Origin of the sequence: Kitasatospora sp. NPDC059577, assembly GCF_042735475.1 — a bacterium.
Lineage (GTDB): Bacteria > Actinomycetota > Actinomycetes > Streptomycetales > Streptomycetaceae > Kitasatospora.
In genome coordinates this window covers 121262-139768 of the sequence record NZ_JBHWBZ010000002.1, presented here as the reverse complement: position 1 = coordinate 139768, position 18507 = coordinate 121262, and the positions used below count along the sequence as shown (strand labels likewise).

General features: G+C 74.9%; 14 protein-coding genes. 5 read left to right on the top strand and 9 right to left on the bottom strand.

The window, feature by feature from the left end; translation table 11 throughout:
- The first annotated feature begins 282 nt into the window (after positions 1-282).
- Positions 283-1611 carry a peptide ligase PGM1-related protein gene (locus ACFV0O_RS03200; RefSeq protein ID WP_380335620.1) on the top strand — a complete coding sequence of 443 codons (1329 nt, stop codon included), beginning with the start codon at positions 283-285 and terminating at the stop codon, positions 1609-1611.
- A complete protein-coding gene (locus ACFV0O_RS03195) occupies positions 1608-2606 on the top strand; it encodes a zinc-binding alcohol dehydrogenase family protein (RefSeq protein ID WP_380335618.1) in 999 nt (332 codons plus the stop codon). Before ACFV0O_RS03200 ends, ACFV0O_RS03195 begins: the two co-directional genes overlap by 4 nt.
- Positions 2607-2652: 46 nt before the next feature.
- Here ACFV0O_RS03195 and ACFV0O_RS03190 read toward each other — a convergent pair whose 3' ends face one another.
- From ACFV0O_RS03190 to ACFV0O_RS03180, 3 genes are read right to left on the bottom strand one after another with little or no spacing between them, the layout of a single operon-like run.
- Complete coding sequence (locus ACFV0O_RS03190) at positions 2653-3183, bottom strand: MaoC family dehydratase (protein WP_380335616.1); 531 nt, start codon at positions 3181-3183, stop codon at positions 2653-2655.
- Between the two features lie 17 nt (positions 3184-3200).
- A complete protein-coding gene (locus ACFV0O_RS03185) occupies positions 3201-4436 on the bottom strand; it encodes an aminotransferase class I/II-fold pyridoxal phosphate-dependent enzyme (protein WP_380335613.1) in 1236 nt (411 codons plus the stop codon).
- 2 nt (positions 4437-4438) lie between these two features.
- Positions 4439-5368, bottom strand: a complete 930-nt coding sequence (locus tag ACFV0O_RS03180) for an HpcH/HpaI aldolase/citrate lyase family protein (RefSeq protein WP_380335610.1) — start codon at positions 5366-5368, stop codon at positions 4439-4441.
- Positions 5369-5611: 243 nt separating this feature from the next.
- Here ACFV0O_RS03180 and ACFV0O_RS03175 point away from each other — a divergent pair, with 243 nt between their 5' ends.
- The 3 genes from ACFV0O_RS03175 (at position 5612) to ACFV0O_RS03165 (ending at position 10096) form a co-directional block, all read left to right on the top strand.
- Complete coding sequence (locus ACFV0O_RS03175) at positions 5612-7429, top strand: hypothetical protein (protein WP_380335607.1); 1818 nt, start codon at positions 5612-5614, stop codon at positions 7427-7429.
- Between the two features lie 459 nt (positions 7430-7888).
- The gene (locus ACFV0O_RS03170) at positions 7889-9004 is read left to right on the top strand and encodes an inosamine-phosphate amidinotransferase 1 (RefSeq protein WP_380335604.1); all 1116 of its coding nucleotides are present in this window, start codon (positions 7889-7891) and stop codon (positions 9002-9004) included.
- Positions 9005-9103: 99 nt separating this feature from the next.
- Positions 9104-10096, top strand: coding sequence for a hypothetical protein (locus ACFV0O_RS03165; RefSeq protein ID WP_380335601.1), 993 nt, complete (start codon positions 9104-9106; stop codon positions 10094-10096).
- An 82-nt stretch (positions 10097-10178) separates the two neighbouring features.
- Here the strand turns inward: ACFV0O_RS03165 and ACFV0O_RS03160 are convergent, their stop codons facing one another.
- The 6 genes from ACFV0O_RS03160 to ACFV0O_RS03135 all read right to left on the bottom strand — a co-directional run bounded on the left by ACFV0O_RS03160 (position 10179) and on the right by ACFV0O_RS03135 (position 18301).
- Positions 10179-12911, bottom strand: a complete 2733-nt coding sequence (locus ACFV0O_RS03160) for a LuxR C-terminal-related transcriptional regulator (RefSeq protein ID WP_380335598.1) — start codon at positions 12909-12911, stop codon at positions 10179-10181.
- A 221-nt stretch (positions 12912-13132) separates the two neighbouring features.
- Positions 13133-14023: a YhjD/YihY/BrkB family envelope integrity protein gene (locus ACFV0O_RS03155; protein ID WP_380335596.1), complete on the bottom strand. Its 891-nt coding sequence runs from the start codon at positions 14021-14023 to the stop codon at positions 13133-13135.
- Positions 14024-14228: 205 nt separating this feature from the next.
- A complete protein-coding gene (locus tag ACFV0O_RS03150) occupies positions 14229-14471 on the bottom strand; it encodes a hypothetical protein (protein WP_380335593.1) in 243 nt (80 codons plus the stop codon).
- A 114-nt stretch (positions 14472-14585) separates the two neighbouring features.
- Positions 14586-16001 carry an MFS transporter gene (locus ACFV0O_RS03145; RefSeq protein ID WP_380335590.1) on the bottom strand — a complete coding sequence of 472 codons (1416 nt, stop codon included), beginning with the start codon at positions 15999-16001 and terminating at the stop codon, positions 14586-14588.
- Positions 15998-16408 (bottom strand): hypothetical protein, encoded by a 411-nt coding sequence (locus ACFV0O_RS03140; protein ID WP_380335587.1) that lies wholly within the window; start codon positions 16406-16408, stop codon positions 15998-16000. The genes ACFV0O_RS03145 and ACFV0O_RS03140 overlap by 4 nt, the downstream gene beginning before the upstream one ends.
- Before the next feature lie 63 nt (positions 16409-16471).
- Positions 16472-18301: a glycoside hydrolase family 15 protein gene (locus ACFV0O_RS03135; protein WP_380336017.1), complete on the bottom strand. Its 1830-nt coding sequence runs from the start codon at positions 18299-18301 to the stop codon at positions 16472-16474.
- Positions 18302-18507 lie beyond the last annotated feature (206 nt).

Here is an 18507-nt window from a genome sequence, read left to right as displayed (position 1 = left end):
CGGCCCCCCCCCCCCCCGGTTCCGGCCCCCCCCCCCCCCGCCCCGGGGGGGGGGGGGGGGGCACCCCGGGGGGCCGGGGGGCCCCCGGCCCCCCCCCGCCGCGGGGGCCCACGCTGCCGCGGCGTCCCGCACCGCTGTACGGCCCGGTTGTTCGGTGTTTTGTTCAATGACCGAGGACCGAACCAGAACAACCCCGGTGCGCTACACCGGTAGCGCACGTCACAGCCGTGCCGTGCTGGGACCAGGGCCGCAACAGCGCCGAACGCCGGGAGAGTCCACCAGATGACGACGCTCTGCATCGCGAACAACCGCACCGAGGAGATGGTCGGGGACCTCACCGGGATGACGCCGCTGGAGCAGCGGTTCGCCGGCTGCGGGGCGCAGCGGATGCTCTGGTGGGCCGAGGACGGTGACGTCCTGGTGCTGCCCTGGGGCCCGGACCCGGAGTACCTGGCGTACGTCACCGGGCTGACCGGTGTGCGGGCCGACAGCCTGACCTTCGTGATACCGCCGGCGGGCGCCGAGGGCGACCAGATGCTCACCACCGACCGGCTGGCCGACCCGGGATTCCGGGCGGAGCTGCGCCGCGTCCTGGAGGGCCGGACGGTCGAGGAGGTGCTGGCGATCTCGCCGAACGGCGCGGTCGCCGAACTGGCCGACGCGCTCGGCGTCGCGCACGCCATGCCCGGCCAGCCCTTCGCCGCGCAGGGCGGCAACGCCCTGGTCAACAGCAAGGCCGGGTTCCGGGCGGTGGCTGCCGGCACCGGGGTGCCGATCCCGCCCGGGCGGGTGGCGGGCTCCCCCGCGGAGGTCGAGGCCGCCGTCGAGGACCTGCTGGCGCAGGGGCACAGCGTGATGGTGAAGGTCGAGTTCCAGGCGGGCGGGTTCGGCAACGAGGTCCTCACCCGGGACGAGCGGGTGGACACGGCGGCCGGGGCCGAGCGGGTCGTGCCGCTGCCGGACCGGGCGGCGGTGGCCGCCTACGTGGCCGGGCGGTGGGCCTGGCTGACCGGCGGGCGCGGCCAACGGGTGGTGGTGGAGCGGTACCTCACCGACTCCGTGGCGCTGTACGCACAGTTCGTCATCGACGACACGGCCGTGGTCCTGGCCGGCTGCGGCGAGATGGTGATGCAGCCGGTGGTGGTCGGGGAGATCACCCCGCCGGTCACCCCGGACGCCGGGGCCGTGGCCGAGATGGTCGCCCAGGGCGCCAAGCTGTGCGAGGCGCTGCGCGTGATCGGTTACCGGGGGACGGTCAGCGCGGACGCCGTCCTGACCCCGAAGGGCGAGATCCGGTTCCACGAGACCAACGGCCGGCTCACCGGCTCCAGCCACCTGCACGACGCCTACTTCGGCCGACTGCTGCGCGCGGAGCACCGCGACTCGCGCTACATCCTGGAGCTGGCCGGCCTCAAGGTGCCGTCCTTCGCGCGGGCCGTGGCGGCGATCGGCGAGGCCGGGCTCGCCTTCGACCCGGAGACCGGCACCGGCGTGCTGTACAGCTGCGACTTCGCGCCGGCCGACGGCTCGGTGATGTACTGCACGGTCGCCGAGACTCCGGAGGCCGCCCGCGCCCTGGAGACCGCCCTGCTCGCGCTCTTCGCCGGATGACGTCCGACGCGGGCCGGACGACGTCCGGTGCGGCCGTGCGCGGGATGCGCGCCGCGGTGATCCACCGCTACGGCGGGCCGGAGGAGTTCCGCACCGAGACGGTGCCCGAGCCGGTGGCCGGCCCGGGGCAGGTGCTGATCGACGTCACCCTGGCCGGCCTCAACTACGCGGACCTGCACTGCCGCACCGGCGAGTACGCGCGCTACCCGCTGCCCGCGGTGCTCGGCGCCGACGTGGTCGGGCGGCGGCGCGGGGACGGGCGGAGGGTCGTGGCGCTGCTGCGCGCAGGCGGCGGGTACGCCCGGGTGGCGGTCGCCGAGGCGGCGCACACCGTGGAGGTGCCGGACGGTGTGGCGGACGCGCAGGCGCTCGCGCTGCTGGAGCAGGGGGCGACGGCCTACGGCGCGCTGACCCTGGCGGGGCGGCTGCGGCCGGGTGAGACCGTCGCGGTGACCGCCGCCGCCGGCGGGGTCGGCCACCTGGCGGTGCAGCTGGCACGGGAGCTGGGCGCGGGCCGGGTGCTCGCCCTGGCCTCCACCCCGGCGAAGCGGGAGTTCGCGCGCTCGCTCGGGGCGGACCGGGTCCTCGACCCGGCGGATCCCGGCCTGGCGGACCGGCTCGGGGAGTCGGGCGGGGTGGACCTGTTCGTCGACCTGGTCGGCGGTCCGGTGCTGCGCGCGGGGCTGGCCGGACTGGCGCCGTTCGGGCGGCTGTTGTCGGTCGGGGCCCGGGGCGGACCGGAGGAGAGCTTCTCGGTGGACGAGCTGGCCGACCGTTCGGCGGGACTGCTGGGCTTCTGGCTGCAGCACGTCCTGGCGGATCGGGCGCTGTTCGCGGCCACCGCCGCCCGGCTCTTCGAACTCGCGGCCGGGCGGCGGCTGGTGGCGCGCATCGACCGGACCGTGCCGCTGTCCGGGGTGGCCGGGGCGCACCGGGTGCTGGCCGCCCGGGAGACGATGGGGAAGGTGCTGGTGGACGTCGGCCGCGAGGACTGAGCAGCCCGCCGGGCCCGACACCGCGCGGTGCCGGGCCCGGCGCCGGTCAGTACCCGGCGACCTCGTCCAGGCCGTGGCCGCGCAGCGGCACGAGGAAGCTGCGTTCGAACACCACCACGACCTCGCCGGTGGATTTCGTCCCGGTGGTGCGGCAGCTCACGATGCCCTGCCCGGCGCGGCTCTTGGACAGCCGGGTGGCGAGGGTCTCGGTCTCCGCGTAGAGGGTGTCGCCGGTGAACACCGGGTGGGTCATCCGGATGTTCTCCCAGCCCAGGTTGGCGATGGTGCGCCCGCTCGTCGAGCGGGCGGTCATCCCGCCGACGATGCTGAGCGTGACCAGGCTGGAGACGATCGGCCGCCCCCAGGGGGTGTGCGCGCTGTAGGCGGCGTCGATGTGCAGCGGGGCGTCGTTCATGCTCAGCATGCTCATCAGCACGTTGTCGAGTTCGGTGACGGTCCGCCCGGGGCGGTGCTCGACCACCTCGCCGACCTCGAACTCCTCGTAGTAGCGTCCGACCACCTCGCGGTAGCGGCGCTCGCCGATCCGCCGGTAGCCGGCGGGTTCGGTTCCTTCCATGACGGCTGCTCCCGGGGCTAGAGGTCGGCGGTGAGTTCCTTGACGTGACCGGCGAACTCGCGGATCAGCCGCTCGTCCATGTCGGCGCGCATCATCAGCCGGAGCCCGGCCTCGCCCTTGGGGACGATCGGGAAGAACACCGCCGAGCTGTAGAAGCCGCGCTCGAAGAGCTGGGCGGACAGCTTGACCGCCTGGTCGGCGTCGCCGACGTCGACCCGGCGCACCGGCAGGCCGTTGCCCGCGAAGGTGGTCGGCAGCAGCTCGTCGAAGAGGTCGATGTTGCGGTTCAACTTCGCCTGGAGGTCTCCCAGTTCCGGGGAGCGGTGGATGGCGGCGCTGCCCAGCGAGGCGCCGACCAGCGGCAGGGCGACGTTCTGCGACCAGCCGACCGGGCCGGCGTGCCGGTGCAGGAACTCGAACTGCTCCCGGTTGCCGAGCATCGCGACGCCGCCGCCGGTGCCGAAGCCCTTGCCGAGGCTCGCGACGATCACCGTCAGCGGGTTCATCTCCAGGCGGGAGCGGACGAAGCCCTCGCCGCGCTCGCCCATGATGGACAGCGAGTGGGAGTCGTCGATGTAGAGGAACAGCCCGTAGCGGTCCTGGAGTTCGAGCAGCCCGTCGAGCGCCGCCGCGCCGCCCATCGAGTACGCGCCGTCCGCCACGTAGGCGACCCGCGGGTACTTGCGGCAGATGTCCTCCAGGTAGTTCAGGTCGTTGTGCGGGCAGGTCAGCACCATCGACTCGTCGGCGCAGATCGGCTTCACGTACGCCATGCAGAAGTGGCAGAAGCGGTCGAAGACCATCACCCGGGGCCCGCCGCCGCCCCGGCAGGTGCCGTCCAGGTGGCCGGAGGCGATCAGCGGCAGGATGCCGGCGGTGAGCGAGGTGCAGGACGCCCCCGGGAGGATGTGCGCGCCGAACAGCTCGCCCAGTTCCTCCTCCAGGCGCACCAGCAGGTTGTGCCGGATCCGGGTGGTGGAGGTGACCAGCCAGGTGCTGCGGGACTCGGTCAGTGCGTCCACCGCGGCGGCCGCGACCGAGGGGTGGTTGTTCAGGCCCAGGTACGCGCAGGAGACCATGTTGGCGAACTCGTGGCCGCTCTCGCGGACGATCAGCCGGTTGTTGGACTCGGAGTCCACGGTGATGCCGATCAGGCCGTTGGCGGCGGCCGCCTGCCAGACCGGGTCCGCGGTGGCCAGCATGGCCTCGGCGTTGCGGTACCGGCGCGGGCCGAGGATCGATTCTTCGGTCATCGTCACTTCTCCGTCGCGTGGTTCGGGGTGTCGGTGGGCGGGTGGCCCGGGGAGTGGTGCCGGCCGTCGGGGCGGGGCGGGTCGTCGGGGCGGGGCGGGTCGAACTGCTCGATCAGGCGTTGGGAGGCCTCGAAGAACGGCATGCCGACCATCACCCCGTCCACCACGGTGACCGAGCGGCCGTTCTCCAGACCCGCCGCGACCACCCGGCGGGCGCGCGCCAGCAGTTCCTCGTCCGGGCTGAAGGTCTCGTTGATCAGCGCGAGTTGGCGCGGGTGGACGGCGATCTTGCCGCTGAACCCGAAGTCCCGGGCGAGCCCGGCCTCCCGGCGCAGCCCGGCCAGGTCGGCGACCTCGAAGTACGGGGCGTCCATCGCCTCCACCCCCGCGGCGCGGGCGCTGTTGACCACCCGGGCGCGGGCGTGGGACAGGGCCTCCCAGGAGAGCCGGGCGCCGACCGCGAAGGCGTAGTCGGCCGAGCCGAAGACCAGTCCGCGCAGCCGGTGCCCGGCGGCCGCGATGGCGGGCGCGTGCTCCACGCCCAGCGGGGTCTCCACGACGGCCAGGAACTCCGTCTCCGGGCAGTCCGGACCGAGCGCGCCGGCGGCGATCTCGACGTCCCGGGGGGACTCCGCCATCGGGATCAGCACGAGGTCCGGCTTGACGCGGTACCGGGTGATGGCGATCAGGTCGCGCAGGCCGTCCGGCCCGGACAGCGTGTTGATGCGCACCGCGCTGCGCGCGAGCTTGGTGGACGGGAGCGTGAAGAACTCCTCGGCCAGCCGACGGGCCTCCTCCTTCCGGGCGGGTGGGACCGAATCCTCCAGATCGACCATCGCGATGTCGGCCCCGGACTGGTGGCTCTTGGTGTACCGCTCCACCGCCATCGCGGGTGTGGACAGGAGGGAACGGCAGTACCGCGTGAACTTCATGGACATCTCCGAAGTCAGCGAAGGCTGCGGGCCCCGGTTCTATCCCACCGGCTTTGTTCGGCGCCGTGCGGCTGGACATTGAACATCAACTCGGAACAACCGACCCGTACGCACCATTGTTTGACGCCAACTGTGCTGTGCATGATGAATCACCGGGGGATGAACACGAGCCACGCGCGCCGCGCGTGGCTCGTCGGCACTCATGGGTGTCGGGACACCACTTCAACGAAGAAGGGGGCCGTCGTGCCGCGTCGGGAAAGTCCGCTGGACCCTGGGGACGGGTCGCTGCTGCGGTTCGCGGGCGATCTACGGGCCCTGCGGGAGCGCGCCGGAAGCCCGCCGTACCGTCAACTCGCCCTCCGGGCACACTGTTCGGCCGCCAGTCTGTCGGTGGCGGCCGGCGGCCGGCGGCTGCCCAGCCTCGCCGTCACCCTCGCCTACGTCCAAGCCTGCGGCGGGGACGTGCGGGAGTGGCGGCACCGCTGGCAGCTGCTGGCCGCCGAACTGGCCGCCGACGCCGCCACCCGGCGGCGCGCCCAGGACGCCGGGCGCGCGCCCTACCCGGGCGCGGCGGCGTTCGAGGCGGTCGACGCCGAGCGGTTCTTCGGCCGGGAGGCGCTGCTGGACCGGCTGGTCGCCCTGCTGGCCGAACGCCGGCTGGTGATCGTCACCGGGCCGTCGGGGGCGGGCAAGTCCTCCCTGGTCAGAGCCGGTCTGCTGGCCCGGCTCGGGATGACCCCGGTGGTCGGTGCGTCGGCCGGCAGGGCGGGCGGCGGAGCGGGACGGGCCGCGGCCGGTGCCGACGTCCCGGTGGCGCTGCTGACGCCGGGAGAACGACCGATGGAGGCGTACGCGCTCGCGCTCGCCCGGCTCGGGCAGCGAGCCGGGGAGACGATGCGCGGTGCGTCCGCGGCGGCGGCCGGGGACCCGGTGCTGGTGGTGGACCAGGGCGAGCAGCTGCGCACCCGCTGCCGGGACGCCGCCGAGCGGGCGCGGTTCCTGGACGCGCTGGTGGCGACGGCCGCGGGAGGCCCGGGCGAGGCCCTGGCCGGGCTGCCGGTGGCGGCGCCGGCCCGGTGCCGGGTGGTGCTGGTGGTCCGCTCGGACCAGAGCGGGCCGCTGTTCGCCGAGCACCCGGGGCTGGCCGAGGTCGGTCGCCACGGGGTGCTGTCGGTGGGGCGCCCGGCGCCGGACGAACTGCGGCGGGCGATCACCGAACCGGCGTTACGGGCCGGCTGTACCGTCGAGGGCGCCCTGCTGGCCGTCCTCATCTCGACCGCCGCGCAACAGCCGGGTGCGCTCCCGCTGTTGTCGGCGGCGCTGCTGGAGACCTGGCGGCGGCGCAGCGGGAACGCCCTCACCCTGGCCGGGTTCCAGGCCACGGGCGGGTTCGAGGGCGCGCTGGCCCGGACGGCGGAGACGCTGTACAACGGGCTGGAGGCGGCCGACCGGACCCGGGCACGGGCCGTGTTCCTGCGGCTCGGCGGGGAGTTGCTCGGCGCCGACGAGGACACCGCCGACCGGGCGCCGGCGCTGGGCGACGGGCTGGCGTCCGGCGGCGAGCTGGTGCCCGGCAGCGACGAGGGCACCCGCAAGCCGGTCCGGCGGGCCGAGTTCGACGACCCCGGCGTGCCGGAGGTGCTGGAACGGCTGGTCCGGGCCCGGCTCGTGGTGGTGGACCGGGACACCGTCGAGCTGTCCCACCACGCGCTCCCGCAGGCCTGGCCCCGGCTGCGCGGGTGGCTGGCGGAGGGCCGCGACGCGCTGGGGGAGCAGCGCAGGCTCACCGCGGCGGCGCGGGGCTGGGCGGCCGCCGACCGGGATCCGGAACTGCTGTTCCGGGGCGTCCGGTTGGATGACCTCAGGCGGCGGGTGGAGACCGGCGAGCTGGCCGCCGCCGGGGTCGAGCGGGCCTTCCTGGCGGCCTCGGTGCGGGCGGCCGTCGCCGACCGGCGCCGGGCGCAGCGGCAGAACCTGGCGGTGGCCGGGGTCGCCGCGGCGGGCGGGGCGCTGCTGGCGCTGGCGGGCGGGAACCGGATCCGCCGGGCCTGGCGGTGGTGAGCGCCGGGCGGCGCGCGGTGCGGCGGCCGGGCGGCACCGCGGGCGGCCCGGCCGGGCCGTCGGCCGGGTATTGATCAGCGCCGGAATGCGGGAGTCGAACAACGGCGGATCAATCGGCGGCCGGTCACGGCGGCGTATTCGGTGCCGATCACGGTCCTTGCGCCGCCGTCGGCCGGGCGGGTAGCTTGACGATCGATCCCGGGCCCGTCGAAAGGCGAATTCGGCTGCCCGGCCGCTGATTTCCCGAACGCCGTGGTCGGCCGGAGGCGGGCCGGCGATTCAATCCACACCGATTTCCACCGCGGGTTCCGCATGTCCGGGGACCTCGCTCCGCGGGCGGCTCGCGGCCGTCCGGCGCCAGGGCTTGTCCGACCCGGCCCGCCGTCACGCCGTGCAGTTCGAAGCCGTCGCGTTCGCCGCCGTATCCGCGTGTTCCCAAACCCGTGTCAAGGGGGAGTCATGTCCAATTCGGTCAGTCCGGCCGATTCGGCCGGCCCGGTCCGTCCGGTCAGCCCGGTCCACAGCTGGGACGAGTTCACCACGTTGCGGGAGGTCGTGGTCGGCACGGCGGTCGGCGCCCGGCTGCCCGAGCAGACCGAGCCGTCCTCGTGGCTGTCCTGCTTCCCGAAGACCAGTGCCGCCGACCTCGCCTCGATCCAGGCGGGCCCCTACTCGCAGCAGGTCGTCGAGGAGACCGAGGAGGACCTGGACGCCCTGGCGGCCACCCTGCGCGGCCTCGGCGTCACCGTCCACCAGCCCGAAACGGTCGACCACGCGGCCGAGTTCTCCTCCCCGCTCTGGAAGGCCGACGGCGGCTTCCACTCCTACTGCCCCCGCGACCTCTCGCTGGTGGTCGGCGAGACGGTGATCGAGGTCGCCAGCCCGATGCGGCAGCGCTACTTCGAGGTCTTCGGGCTGCGCGGACTCTTCCAGGACTACCTGCGCCGCGGCGCGCGCTGGCTGGCCGCGCCCCGGCCGCAGCTGAGGGACGAGCTCTTCGAGTTCGACGCGGACGGACTCCCGCTGCTGGGCGAGGCGGAGCCGGTGTTCGACGCCGCCAACGTGCTGCGGCTCGGCCGGGACGTGTTCTACCAGGTCTCCCGCAGCGGGAACGAACTCGGCCTGCAGTGGCTCGAGTCGACGCTCGGCCTGCTCGGCGACGGCGGCCTGCGGCTGCACCCGCTGCGCGACATCTACGGCTACACCCACATCGACAGCACCATCGCGCTGCTGCGGCCCGGGCTGGTGCTGCTCAACCCGGAGCGGATCAGCCCGGAGACCGTCCCGGAGCCGCTGCGGGGCTGGGACGTCCTGTGGTGCCCGCCGGCCGAGCCCACCGGTGACACGCCCGAGCACGCGCTCAGCGAGAGCTGGATCAGCATGAACCTGCTGATGGTCTCCCCGGACACGGCGATCGTCGAGTCCGGCCAGGAGAGCCTGATCAAGCTGCTGGAGCACACCGGGATCACCGTCCTGCCACACCGGCTGCGGCACTCCCGGGTGCTCGGCGGCGGCTTCCACTGCGTCACCCTGGACATCCGGCGCGACGGCGGGCTGGAGGACTACCTGTCCTGACCCGCCGGCCGGCGCGCGCCCCGGGGCCCGTCCGGCTCACCCCGCGGGGGTGAGCCCGCCCCGGGGCGGCCCCCGATCCGCGGGGCTATTCTGCGGCTGATGGGCGGAACGGCGAGCGCGCGCGAACGGCAACCCGGGCTGGTGGACCTGCTGCGGACGGTCCGGGCGGACCCCGCGCGCATGCCCGAGCGGCTGGCGGTCTTCGCGGTGGAGTACCTGGGCCCCCTCGCCGCCGACGCCGCGGCGCAGGCGCGCGAAGCCGAACGGGCGGGGGCCGACCGGGCGGAGGTCACCGAGCAGGCCATCGCCCGGGGCGTGCGCCGGTCCGTGGTGGACGGCTCCTTCCTCGGCGGCCCCTTCATCCTCCTGCTGCCGGTCGCGTTCGTCGCCGCGCTGCTCGCCCAGCTGCGGATGGTGCTGGAGCTGGCGGCCATGGCCGGCCACGACCCCTGCGGCGGCGACGCGGCGGTGGAGGTCCTGCTGGTGCAGGGCGTCTACCCGACGCCGGAGGAGGCGGCGGAAGCCCTGCGGAAGGCCTCCCGGGCCGGCGCCGACGCCGGCAGCAGGGGCTCCTGGTGGTCCGTCGTCCGCCGTCAGGCCTACCTGATCGGTCTGGTGACCCCCGAGAAGCCCACCCGGGGCCGGATCCGCAAATGGCTCGGCTGGGCCGGCATCGGGGTGCTGCTGCTCATCGGGACCGTGGTGCCGTTCGTCTGGGTGCCCGCGTGCGCGGAGATGTACCGCCGCGCCACCAACGAGCTCGCCGACCGCGCCCTGCTGCGGTACGGGTCGTCGGACGCCGCGGCGCCGCCCCGGAACTGGAACCGGTCCGTGCTGCGGCCCGGCCTGATCCTGGTGGTGCTGCGGACCGTGGTGGCGCTCCTGGCGACGGCCGGCGTGGTGCTGGTCGTGCTGCTCACCGGGGTGCGGGTCGCCGACAACTCCCTGCTCGCGATGGTCCTCGTCCTGCTGGGGCTGAGCGGGCTGGTCGTCGGGTGGCACTACGTCCGCTCCCGCCGGCGCCGCTCCCGGCGGGGCGATCCGCCCCGGGCGGCGCGGGCGCGGTCCGGTCGCCGTACCGGGGATCGCTGAGGCGGCGGCCCCCGCGTGACGGGCCGGGCGGCAGCGTGGCCGGGAGGTCCCGGCCGTCAGGTGGCCGGGAGGCGGCGCGGGCTCAGATCAGGTGCAGTTCGCGTGCCCGTCGCACGGCCCGGCTGCGCCCGGACACGGAGAGCTTGCGGTTGATGCTCTTGAGGTGCGTCTTGACCGTGTTCACCGAGAGGAACAGCTCGGCGGCGATCTCGTCGGTGGACAGCAGCTGCGCGGCCCGTTCCAGCACGTCGAGTTCGCGGTCGCTGAGCGGCTCGACCGGCTGCTCCGGCGCGGCGGCGGCCCCGTCGGCGGCCGTGCCGGGGGAGCCGGGCAGCAGGTCGGCGGGCAGCCAGCCGTGGGAGGCCACCAGCGCGGGCCGGGCACGCAGCAGCCGCCGCAGCCACGGCCCGGCGTCCCGGAACGGCCGGAGCAGCTGCTCGGGCCGGGCGACGGTGAGGGCCCGGGCGATCAGGCGCTGGGCGCCGGCGTCGTCGCCGAGGGCGGCGGCCGCCTGCGACCGGGCCAGCAGCAGCCGGACGGTGACGGCGGGTCCGTGGCCGCCGTGGTCGGGGACGGCGTCCAGGGCCCGGAGGGCGCTCCGGCCGTCCCCGGCGGCGAGGTGCGCCCGTGCGGCGGCGACCGCGCACTCCGGGCCGTCGACGCCGCCGCGCTCCAGGGCTTCCAGGGCCGCGGCCGGATCGCCGTCGGCGAGGTGCGCGGCCGAGGCGGTCACGGCCACGGCCTCCCGCACCCAGGGCGGCGGGGGCCCGGCCGCGGCGGCGGCGGCGACGTCGTCCGGCCGGGGGAGCGCGTCCAGGGCGGCCCGGGGGTGGCCGTCGGCCAGCAGCACCCTCGCCCGGACGATCGCGAGTCCGGCGGCGACGGCCGGGTCGTGGCCGGCGACGGCCGGCCCGGCCGCCCGGTCGACCGCCGCGCGCGCCGCGGGCAGGTCGTCGCGGTCGACGGCGAGGGCCGCCAGCACCAGCGGGCCGACCCCGGTGCGGGAGGCCGGCGGCAGGCCGGCGCGCTCGGCCTCGGCCGCCGCTTTCCGCAGCCGGGCCTCGGACCGCGCCGGCCTCCCGTCGAGCAGGTCGACCAGGGCGAGCCGGGCGAGCGCCTCGTGCCGCGGTCCGGCGGTGGTGGGCCCGTCGGCCGTCCGCACCGCGCCCGCCAGGGCCGCACCGGCGGCGTCGAGGCCGCCCTCCCAGAGCAGCACCGAGCCGAGGTCGTTCAGCCGGAGCGCCGTCAGCTCCGGGTGCTCCTCCAGCAGCTGCGGCGGGACGCGCTCCTCCCACTGCCCGGCCTGCTCGGCGGCGGCCCGGGCGAGGTCGGCCGAGCCGAGCAGCCGGCCCGCCAGCACCCGCAGTTGGGCCAGGGTGAGCCGGGCCGCCGGCTCGTCCTCGGCGCCGCACTCCGCGAGGAGCTGCTCGGCGCGCCGGAGGTGGTCGAGACCGCTCTGCGCATGGTGGCGGGCGAGGTCGCGGGCCGCCCGGACCAGCTCCGGGGCCGGCCCCCGCGCGTCGGCGGTCATGCCGGCGAACAGGTCGTCGAGCCGCTCGGCGTCACGGCCGGCGAACAGCAGGCCGATGGCCAGGTGGTCGACGAGCTGGACGGCGGCGAACTCCCAGTCACCGCCTGCCGCGGCGTGCGACAGTGCCTCCGTCAGCCGTCCCGCCCCGGCCAGCCACCGGGCGGCCGTGCGGTGCAGGTCCCGGTCCAGCCCCGGGTTCCGTGCCGCCAGGTGGACCCGCAGGATCCCGGCGAACAGTGGGTGGCAGCGGTACCAGTCGTGCCCGACGGGCTCGACGAAGGCGTTGGCGCGGGAGAGGTCCGCGAGGATCCGTGCCCCGCCCCGGCGGCCGGTCAGGGTGTCGGCGAGGTCGGGGTGGATCTGGTCCAGGACGCTCGTCCGCAGGAGCAGGTCCTGGGTCTCGGCGGGCTGGGTGTCGAGGACCTCGGCGAGCAGGAAGTCCGCGACCGTGCTCCGGCCGGCCTCGAACTCGGCCAGGAAGGCCTCGGGGTCCGCCGCGCCCTGGGCCGCCAGGGCCGACAGTCGCAGGCCGGCGGCCCAGCCGCCGGTGCGCTCGGTCAGCGCCCGGCTGCTCTCGGCGGAGAGGCCGAGCCCGTGCCGGCGCAGCAGCACGGCGGCCTCGTCCGGACGGAACGCCAGGTCCGCGGCGCGGACCTCGGTGACGGCGCCGGAGGCCCGGTACCGGTGGATCGGCAGGAGCGGCTCCGTGCGGCTGATCAGGACCAGGCGAAGACCGGGGCCCGCGTGGCCGAGCAGGAAATGGAGCCCGGAGGCCACCTCGGGGGAGGACACGTGCTCGAACTCGTCGAGCACCAGGACCACCGGTTCCTCCCGGAGGCTCAGCTGGGCGGCCAGCCGGGCCAGCAGGGAGTGGTCGACCTCGTGGGCGCGGGCGGGACTGCCGATGTCGTCGGGCAGGGCGACGCCGTGGTGCCGGGCGGCTTCCAGGACGTAGGCCCAGAACACGCCCGGCGCGTTGTCCTCCCGCTCCACCGTGAGCCAGACCGCGGTCCCGGGCAGCCGGGCCGTGGCGGCCCAGTCCGCGACCAGCAGGGTCTTGCCGGCGCCCGCCGGACCGCTCACCAGCAGCAGGGACGTCCGCAGGCCCTCGCCGAGCCGCTCGACCAGGCGTTGCCGGCGGACGAAGGTCTCCGGGGTCGCCGGCACGGCGAAGCGGGCCGCGAGCACCGGGTCGCCGCCGGGTATCCGGTTCGTCACGGCGGGGCCGCGGCGGGTGCCGTCCACCGGACGGGCCGGGGTCCCGACGGCTGGGCTGAGGGCCATGGTGCTCACCTCAGGGTGGGCGGCGCACGGGAAGCGCGGATCACTGACGGTTCCCATCCTTTCCGACCCGGCCCGGCTCGGCAAAGGGGGCGACCGGCCCTGGCGGCCGGTCCCGAACGGCCCGCGGCCCGCGGCCGACCGGTTCCGGCGCCCGTCCCCGGGCCGTACACGGGCTCACCCGCACGGGTGAACGCCACCCGCGGCGACCGCCCCCGGCAGTCTCACCCCTCGTCCTCCGGGGGCGGCTCCGGAGTCCCCAGCAGCCGCACCAGCCGGCCCTGGTGCGCCAGCACGTAGCCGATCCCGATGCCGAGCGTGACGGCGGTGAACACCACGATGAGCCAGCTGAGCAGGGTGAAGACCAGGCCGAGCGGGCCGAACTGGGTCACACTGCGGTTCAGCGAACGCGGGACGTAGAGCCGCGACCCCCAGGCGAGCGCCGTCAGCGAGGCGCCGGTCAACAGGGCCCCCGGGAGCAGCGCGAGCCAGGGCACCCGGCCGCCGAGCAGCAGGTGCTGGGTCCACCACCAGAGCAGCGTGGCCGTGATCAGGTAGAGGAAGACCCCGAGGGCGTCGCCCGCCCCGAACCCGGACCGCACCTGTCCCTGGACGACCAGGGCGGCGAGCCACACCAGCAGCCAGGTGAGCCACCGCCAGGCCGCCAGCCGTCCCGACAGGTGGGGCAGGTGCCAGGTCCGCTCGCACAGCCGCTGCAGGATGCGGCTGCAACTCGTGGCGGAGAGCAGGGTCACCAGGATCCCGATGCCGCCGAAGGTGTCGGTGGTGGCGGTGTTGCCCTCGGGTTGGAGGACCCCCTTGACCTCGTCGAGCGAGGAGCCCTGGAACCCCAGGGCGGTCCGTACGGAGTCGGAGACGGTGGTGCGCACCTCGTCCGGCATGAAGGCGGCCAGCACGAACAGCACCGGGATGGCGGTCAGGAACACCTGCGCCGCGAGGCGGGTGGCGGTGTCCAGGACGTGGATGTGGATCAGCTGCGCCGCGAGCCGGCGCGGGAAGGGGGCGTCGCGCAGGGTGTCCGTGCGTCCCCGCAGCCAGGCGGACCGGGCGCGGAGCCAGGCGGTGCGGCCGGGCCGGCCGGGCTGTTCCGCCACTGCGCTCTCCCTCCGTCGGTGTCGGCGGCCGGGCCGTCGATGCGGCTCGTTCGTGGGGGCGTCGGCGGGGCCCGCCGTCGGTGGAGGGTCCGTCGAAGGGGGCCGGTGCGGGCGCGGGCACTCCGGATTCCGTCCGGGACGGGCGACGGGGCGGGGTGCGGCACGTCGGGCGGGCCGCCGTTCGGCGCGGCGGCCCGGCGCGGGTTCAGCCGCCCGGGGTCCGGCTCCGAGGCCGGTCGGCCGGTTCCTGCTCGGGCAGTTGACGCAGCTCCACGACGTGCAGCCCGAGCGCCTGGAAGCGGCTCAGCAGGCCGTAGAGGTGGGCCTCGTCCGTGACGCGGCCGAACAGGAGGGTCTGGTCGGGCACGAGAACGCTCTCCAACTCGGGAAAGGCCTCGCGGACGGTCACGTCTGGCATCGCGCCGGCGATACGGAACTCGTAACGCATGAGCGTCCTTCCTCGAATGCCCGCCGATCCCCGCTGACCCCCGTGCGACCAGGCTGCGCGTCGGGGCGCCGCGGGGGATCACCCAGCCGGGGTGACTCCCGGCCGCTGGCGCGTTCACCGGTCCGGGCCGGCGCCCGGCGTGTGCGCGGTGCCGGGCCGGTCGCCCGGCAGGAACAGCGCCGCGCAGAGGCCGATGAGGCCGCAGAGCGCGAGGGCGGCCATGGCCGCCGCGTAGCTGTTCCGGGTGAGCGTGGAGACCAGGATGGTGCCGGCGACGGCGGTGCCCAGGGAGGAGCCGAGGTTGGAGACGCTGCGGGAGAGCCCGGAGATCTCGCCCTGACGGCTGTCGGGGAAGGCGGACTGCACGATGTTGACCGAGGGGGTGAGCATCAGGCCGATGCCCAGGCCGATCAGCAGCAGTCCGGGCGTGAAGGCCCACACCGAGTCGACGGCGCGGACCAGCAGCAGGAGCACGACGATGCCGGTGGTGGTGACGGCGAAGCCCGTGAGGATCAGGCTGCGCTGGGGGTGGCGCGCGGCCAGCCGCTCGGCGGCGAGCGAGGTGGCCAGCAGGCCGACGGTGGCGGCGGTGAAGACCCCGCCGGTGGCGATGGCGCTGTAGCCGCGGACGACCTGGAGGTAGGCGCCGACGGTGAACGAGACGCCCATCAGGACGAGCCACTGCGCGTTCTGGGTGACCAGGCCCAGGTTCGACGTGCGGTTGTGGAAGAGGCTGGTGGCCAGCAGCGGTTCGCGTCCGGTGCGCTCCAGGTGGCGGATCCAGCGGAAGAAGCCGGCCAGTACGGCGGCGCCGGCCAGCAGCAGGGCGATCATCAGCCAGGTGTTGTTGTCGGCGGCGAGGATGCCGGTGACCAGCAGGACCAGGCCGGCCGCGGACAGGACGGCGCCGACGGTGTCGAACGGCCGGGTGGGGTCGGCGGGGAGCGGGTCCTCCAGTTTGCGGGTGAGGAACACGATCAGGGCCACGATCACCGCCTGGAAGCCGAAGTTGGCACGCCAGCCGATGGCCGTGGTGAGCAGGCCGCCGAGGAGCGGACCGGCCGCCGCGCCGACGCCGCCGAAGGCCATGATGGTGCCGAAGGCACGGGCCCGGGCGGCGGTGCCGGCGAACAGCAGGGTGGTCAGGATGTAGACCGGGGGGATCAGCAGGGCGGTGCCGACGCCCTCCAGGACGGAGTTGCCGAGGATGAGGACGCCGAGTCCGGGGGCGGCCGCGCTGAGCAGGGCGCCGACGCCGTAGGTGGTCAGGCCGGCCATCAGGCAGAACTTGCGGCCCCAGCGGTCGGTGAGCTTGCCGCCGGGGATCATCAGCGCGGCCATCACCAGCAGGAAGACGGTGATGGTGACCTGGACGCCCTGCACGGTGGTGTCCAGGTCGGTGCTGATGTCGTTGATCATCACGTTCATGCTGGAGCCGGCGAAGCTGCAGATGAACTGGGCGAGCGCCAGCGGGATCAGCACCCGGCGCCCGGCCGTGGCGGTGGTGGGGGCGGTGACGGTGCCGGTCATTCCCGGGTCCTTTCCTCCGGCGGGTCCCCCGGCGCGCGGAGGACCACGTAGAGCGCGGCGAGGTCGACGGCGATGATCGTGAGCGACCAGGCCGGGAAGCTCGGCAGGAAGACGAACTGGACGAAGACGTTGGCGCACAGCACGACCGCCGGGAACCAGCGGGACGGGAGGTCACCGGTGAGCAGCGTGACGCCGGCCAGCCCCTGGGCGACGGCCAGGACGAGCAGCGCCCAGCCCAGGCCGTGCAGATCGCCGAACACGAAGCGCTCGGTGCCGGTGACGACGGGGGAGTCGGTCAGCGCCGCGATGGCGTCCAGGCCGTTGAACAGGGCCAGCAGGATCATCGCGACCCCGGCGAACGGCAGCAGGTCGCGGTGCCCGCGGGCCGGGTGGGGAGGGGAGGCCACGGCCGTCTCCTTTCGGACTCCCGCCGGCCCTCGGACCCGTACGGGCCCGAGGGCGCGGGTGCGTCAGGCGGCGCCCCGGCGGTCGAGTTCCTCGTCGAGGGCGAGCGCCGCGTCGATGAGCGCGAGATGGGTGAACGCCTGCGGGAAGTTGCCCAGTTGCTCACCGGAGGGGCCGATCTCCTCGGCGAACAGGCCCACGTGGTTGGCGTAGGTGAGCATCTTGTCGAAGGCGTAGCGGGCCTGGTCGGTCCGGCCCGCCCGGGCCAGGGCCTCGACGTAGAGGAACGTGCAGAGGTTGAAGGTGCCCTCGGAGCCGCTCAGTCCGTCGGGGGAGGCCGCCGGGTCGTAGCGGTAGACCAGGCTGTCCTGGACCAGCTCCCGGTCCATGGCGTCCAGGGTGGACAGCCAGTCCGGGTCGGTGGGGGAGAGGAAGCCGACCTTGGGCATGAGCAGCAGCGAGGCGTCCAGCACCTGGGTGCCGTAGTGCTGGGTGAAGGCCTTCCGCTCGGGGCTCCAGCCGCGCTGGACGATCTGGCGCAGGATGTCGTCGCGCTCCGAACTCCAGCGGTCCAGGTCGCCGGGGCGGGCGAACTTCCGGGCGATGCGGACGGCGCGGTCGAAGGCCACCCAGCACATCACCCGGCTGTAGGTGAAGTCCTGGCGTCCGCCGCGGGTCTCCCAGATGCCCTCGTCCGGGCGGTCCCACTGTTCGGTCAGCCAGTCCAGGAGCTTGCGGAACGCGTCCCAGCCGCGCAGGGCGCCCATGTCGTTCTCGTCGGCGGCGAACGCGTAGGCGGCTTCGCCGTAGATGTCGAGCTGGAGCTGGTCGGCGGCGGCGTTGCCGGCGCGCACCGGGGACGAACGGCGGTAGCCCTCCCAGTGGGTGAGGGACTCCTCGGTCAGGTGGGGGTCGCCGTCGATGCGGTACATGATCTGGAGGCGTTCGCGCTCGCTGCCGGCGGCATCGACCCGGTCCCGCACCCAGCGGCGGAAGGCCCGCGCCTCCTCGTGGAAGCCGAGGCCGGTGAGGGTGTGGACGGACAGCGAGGCGTCCCGGATCCAGGTGTAGCGGTAGTCCCAGTTCCGTTCCCCGCCGACCTGCTCCGGCAGTCCCATCGTCGCGGCGGCGATCAACGCGCCGGTCGGGTGGTAGCTGAGCAGTTTGAGGGTGATCGCCGAACGGTCCACCATCTGGCGCCAACGGCCCTGGTAGTTCGAGGACTTGATCCACTCGTACCAGAACCTCCGGCAGGCGTCGAAGGCAGCGAGGTTGTCCGCGTCGCTGTGCGCGGCCGGAACGGGGGCGTCCGGTGGGCCGGTGGTGAGGAGCACGGTGGCCATCCGGCCCGCGTCCAGGGTGAACCGCGCGGTGACGTCGGAGCCGTCGGCGTGGAGCACGACCGGGTCGGTGACCTGGACGCACAGCTCCTGGTCCGGCCCGCGCAGTACCGCGCGGCGCTCGTCCGGCAGCGTCAGCCGGTGGGTGGCGCGGCCGTAGTCGAACCGGGGCCGGCACTCCAGCAGGAAGGGCACCCGTCCGCGCACCACCCGGGCGGTGCGGATGATCCGGTGCCGGTCGCTCGGCGTCGGCGAGGTGTCGGGGGGCATGAAGTCGACGACCTCGGCCACGCCCTGCGGCGAGAGGAAGCGGGTGACCAGGATGGCGGTGCCGGCCAGGTAGAGCTGCTTCACCTGGACGTCGGGCACCGCCTCCCGGTCGACGGCGAGCCGGCACCGCCCGCCCTTGCCGTGGTCCAGCAGGGAGGCGAAGAGGCTGGGGGAGTCGAAGCGCGGCGTGCACCACCAGTCGATGTCGCCCTCGGTGGACACCAGCGCGGCGGTCTGCAGGTCGCCGATGACGCCGTGCTCGGCGATCGGGGGGTACTCGGCGATCGGGTATGGGCTCACGGTGTGCTCCCCGGTGGGCGAAGGGACGGCCTTCGCGCTCACGGTACGAACGGCGGCCGGGCCGCGGATCACCCGGCGTGGGTGAACGGGCGGTGCCGGCCGGTACGGTGGCGGGGGGGAAACGCAGCGGGCGGGGGGGGGGGGCCGCGGGGGGGCCCAGCACCCAACACCCACCTGGGGTGCGGGGAGCC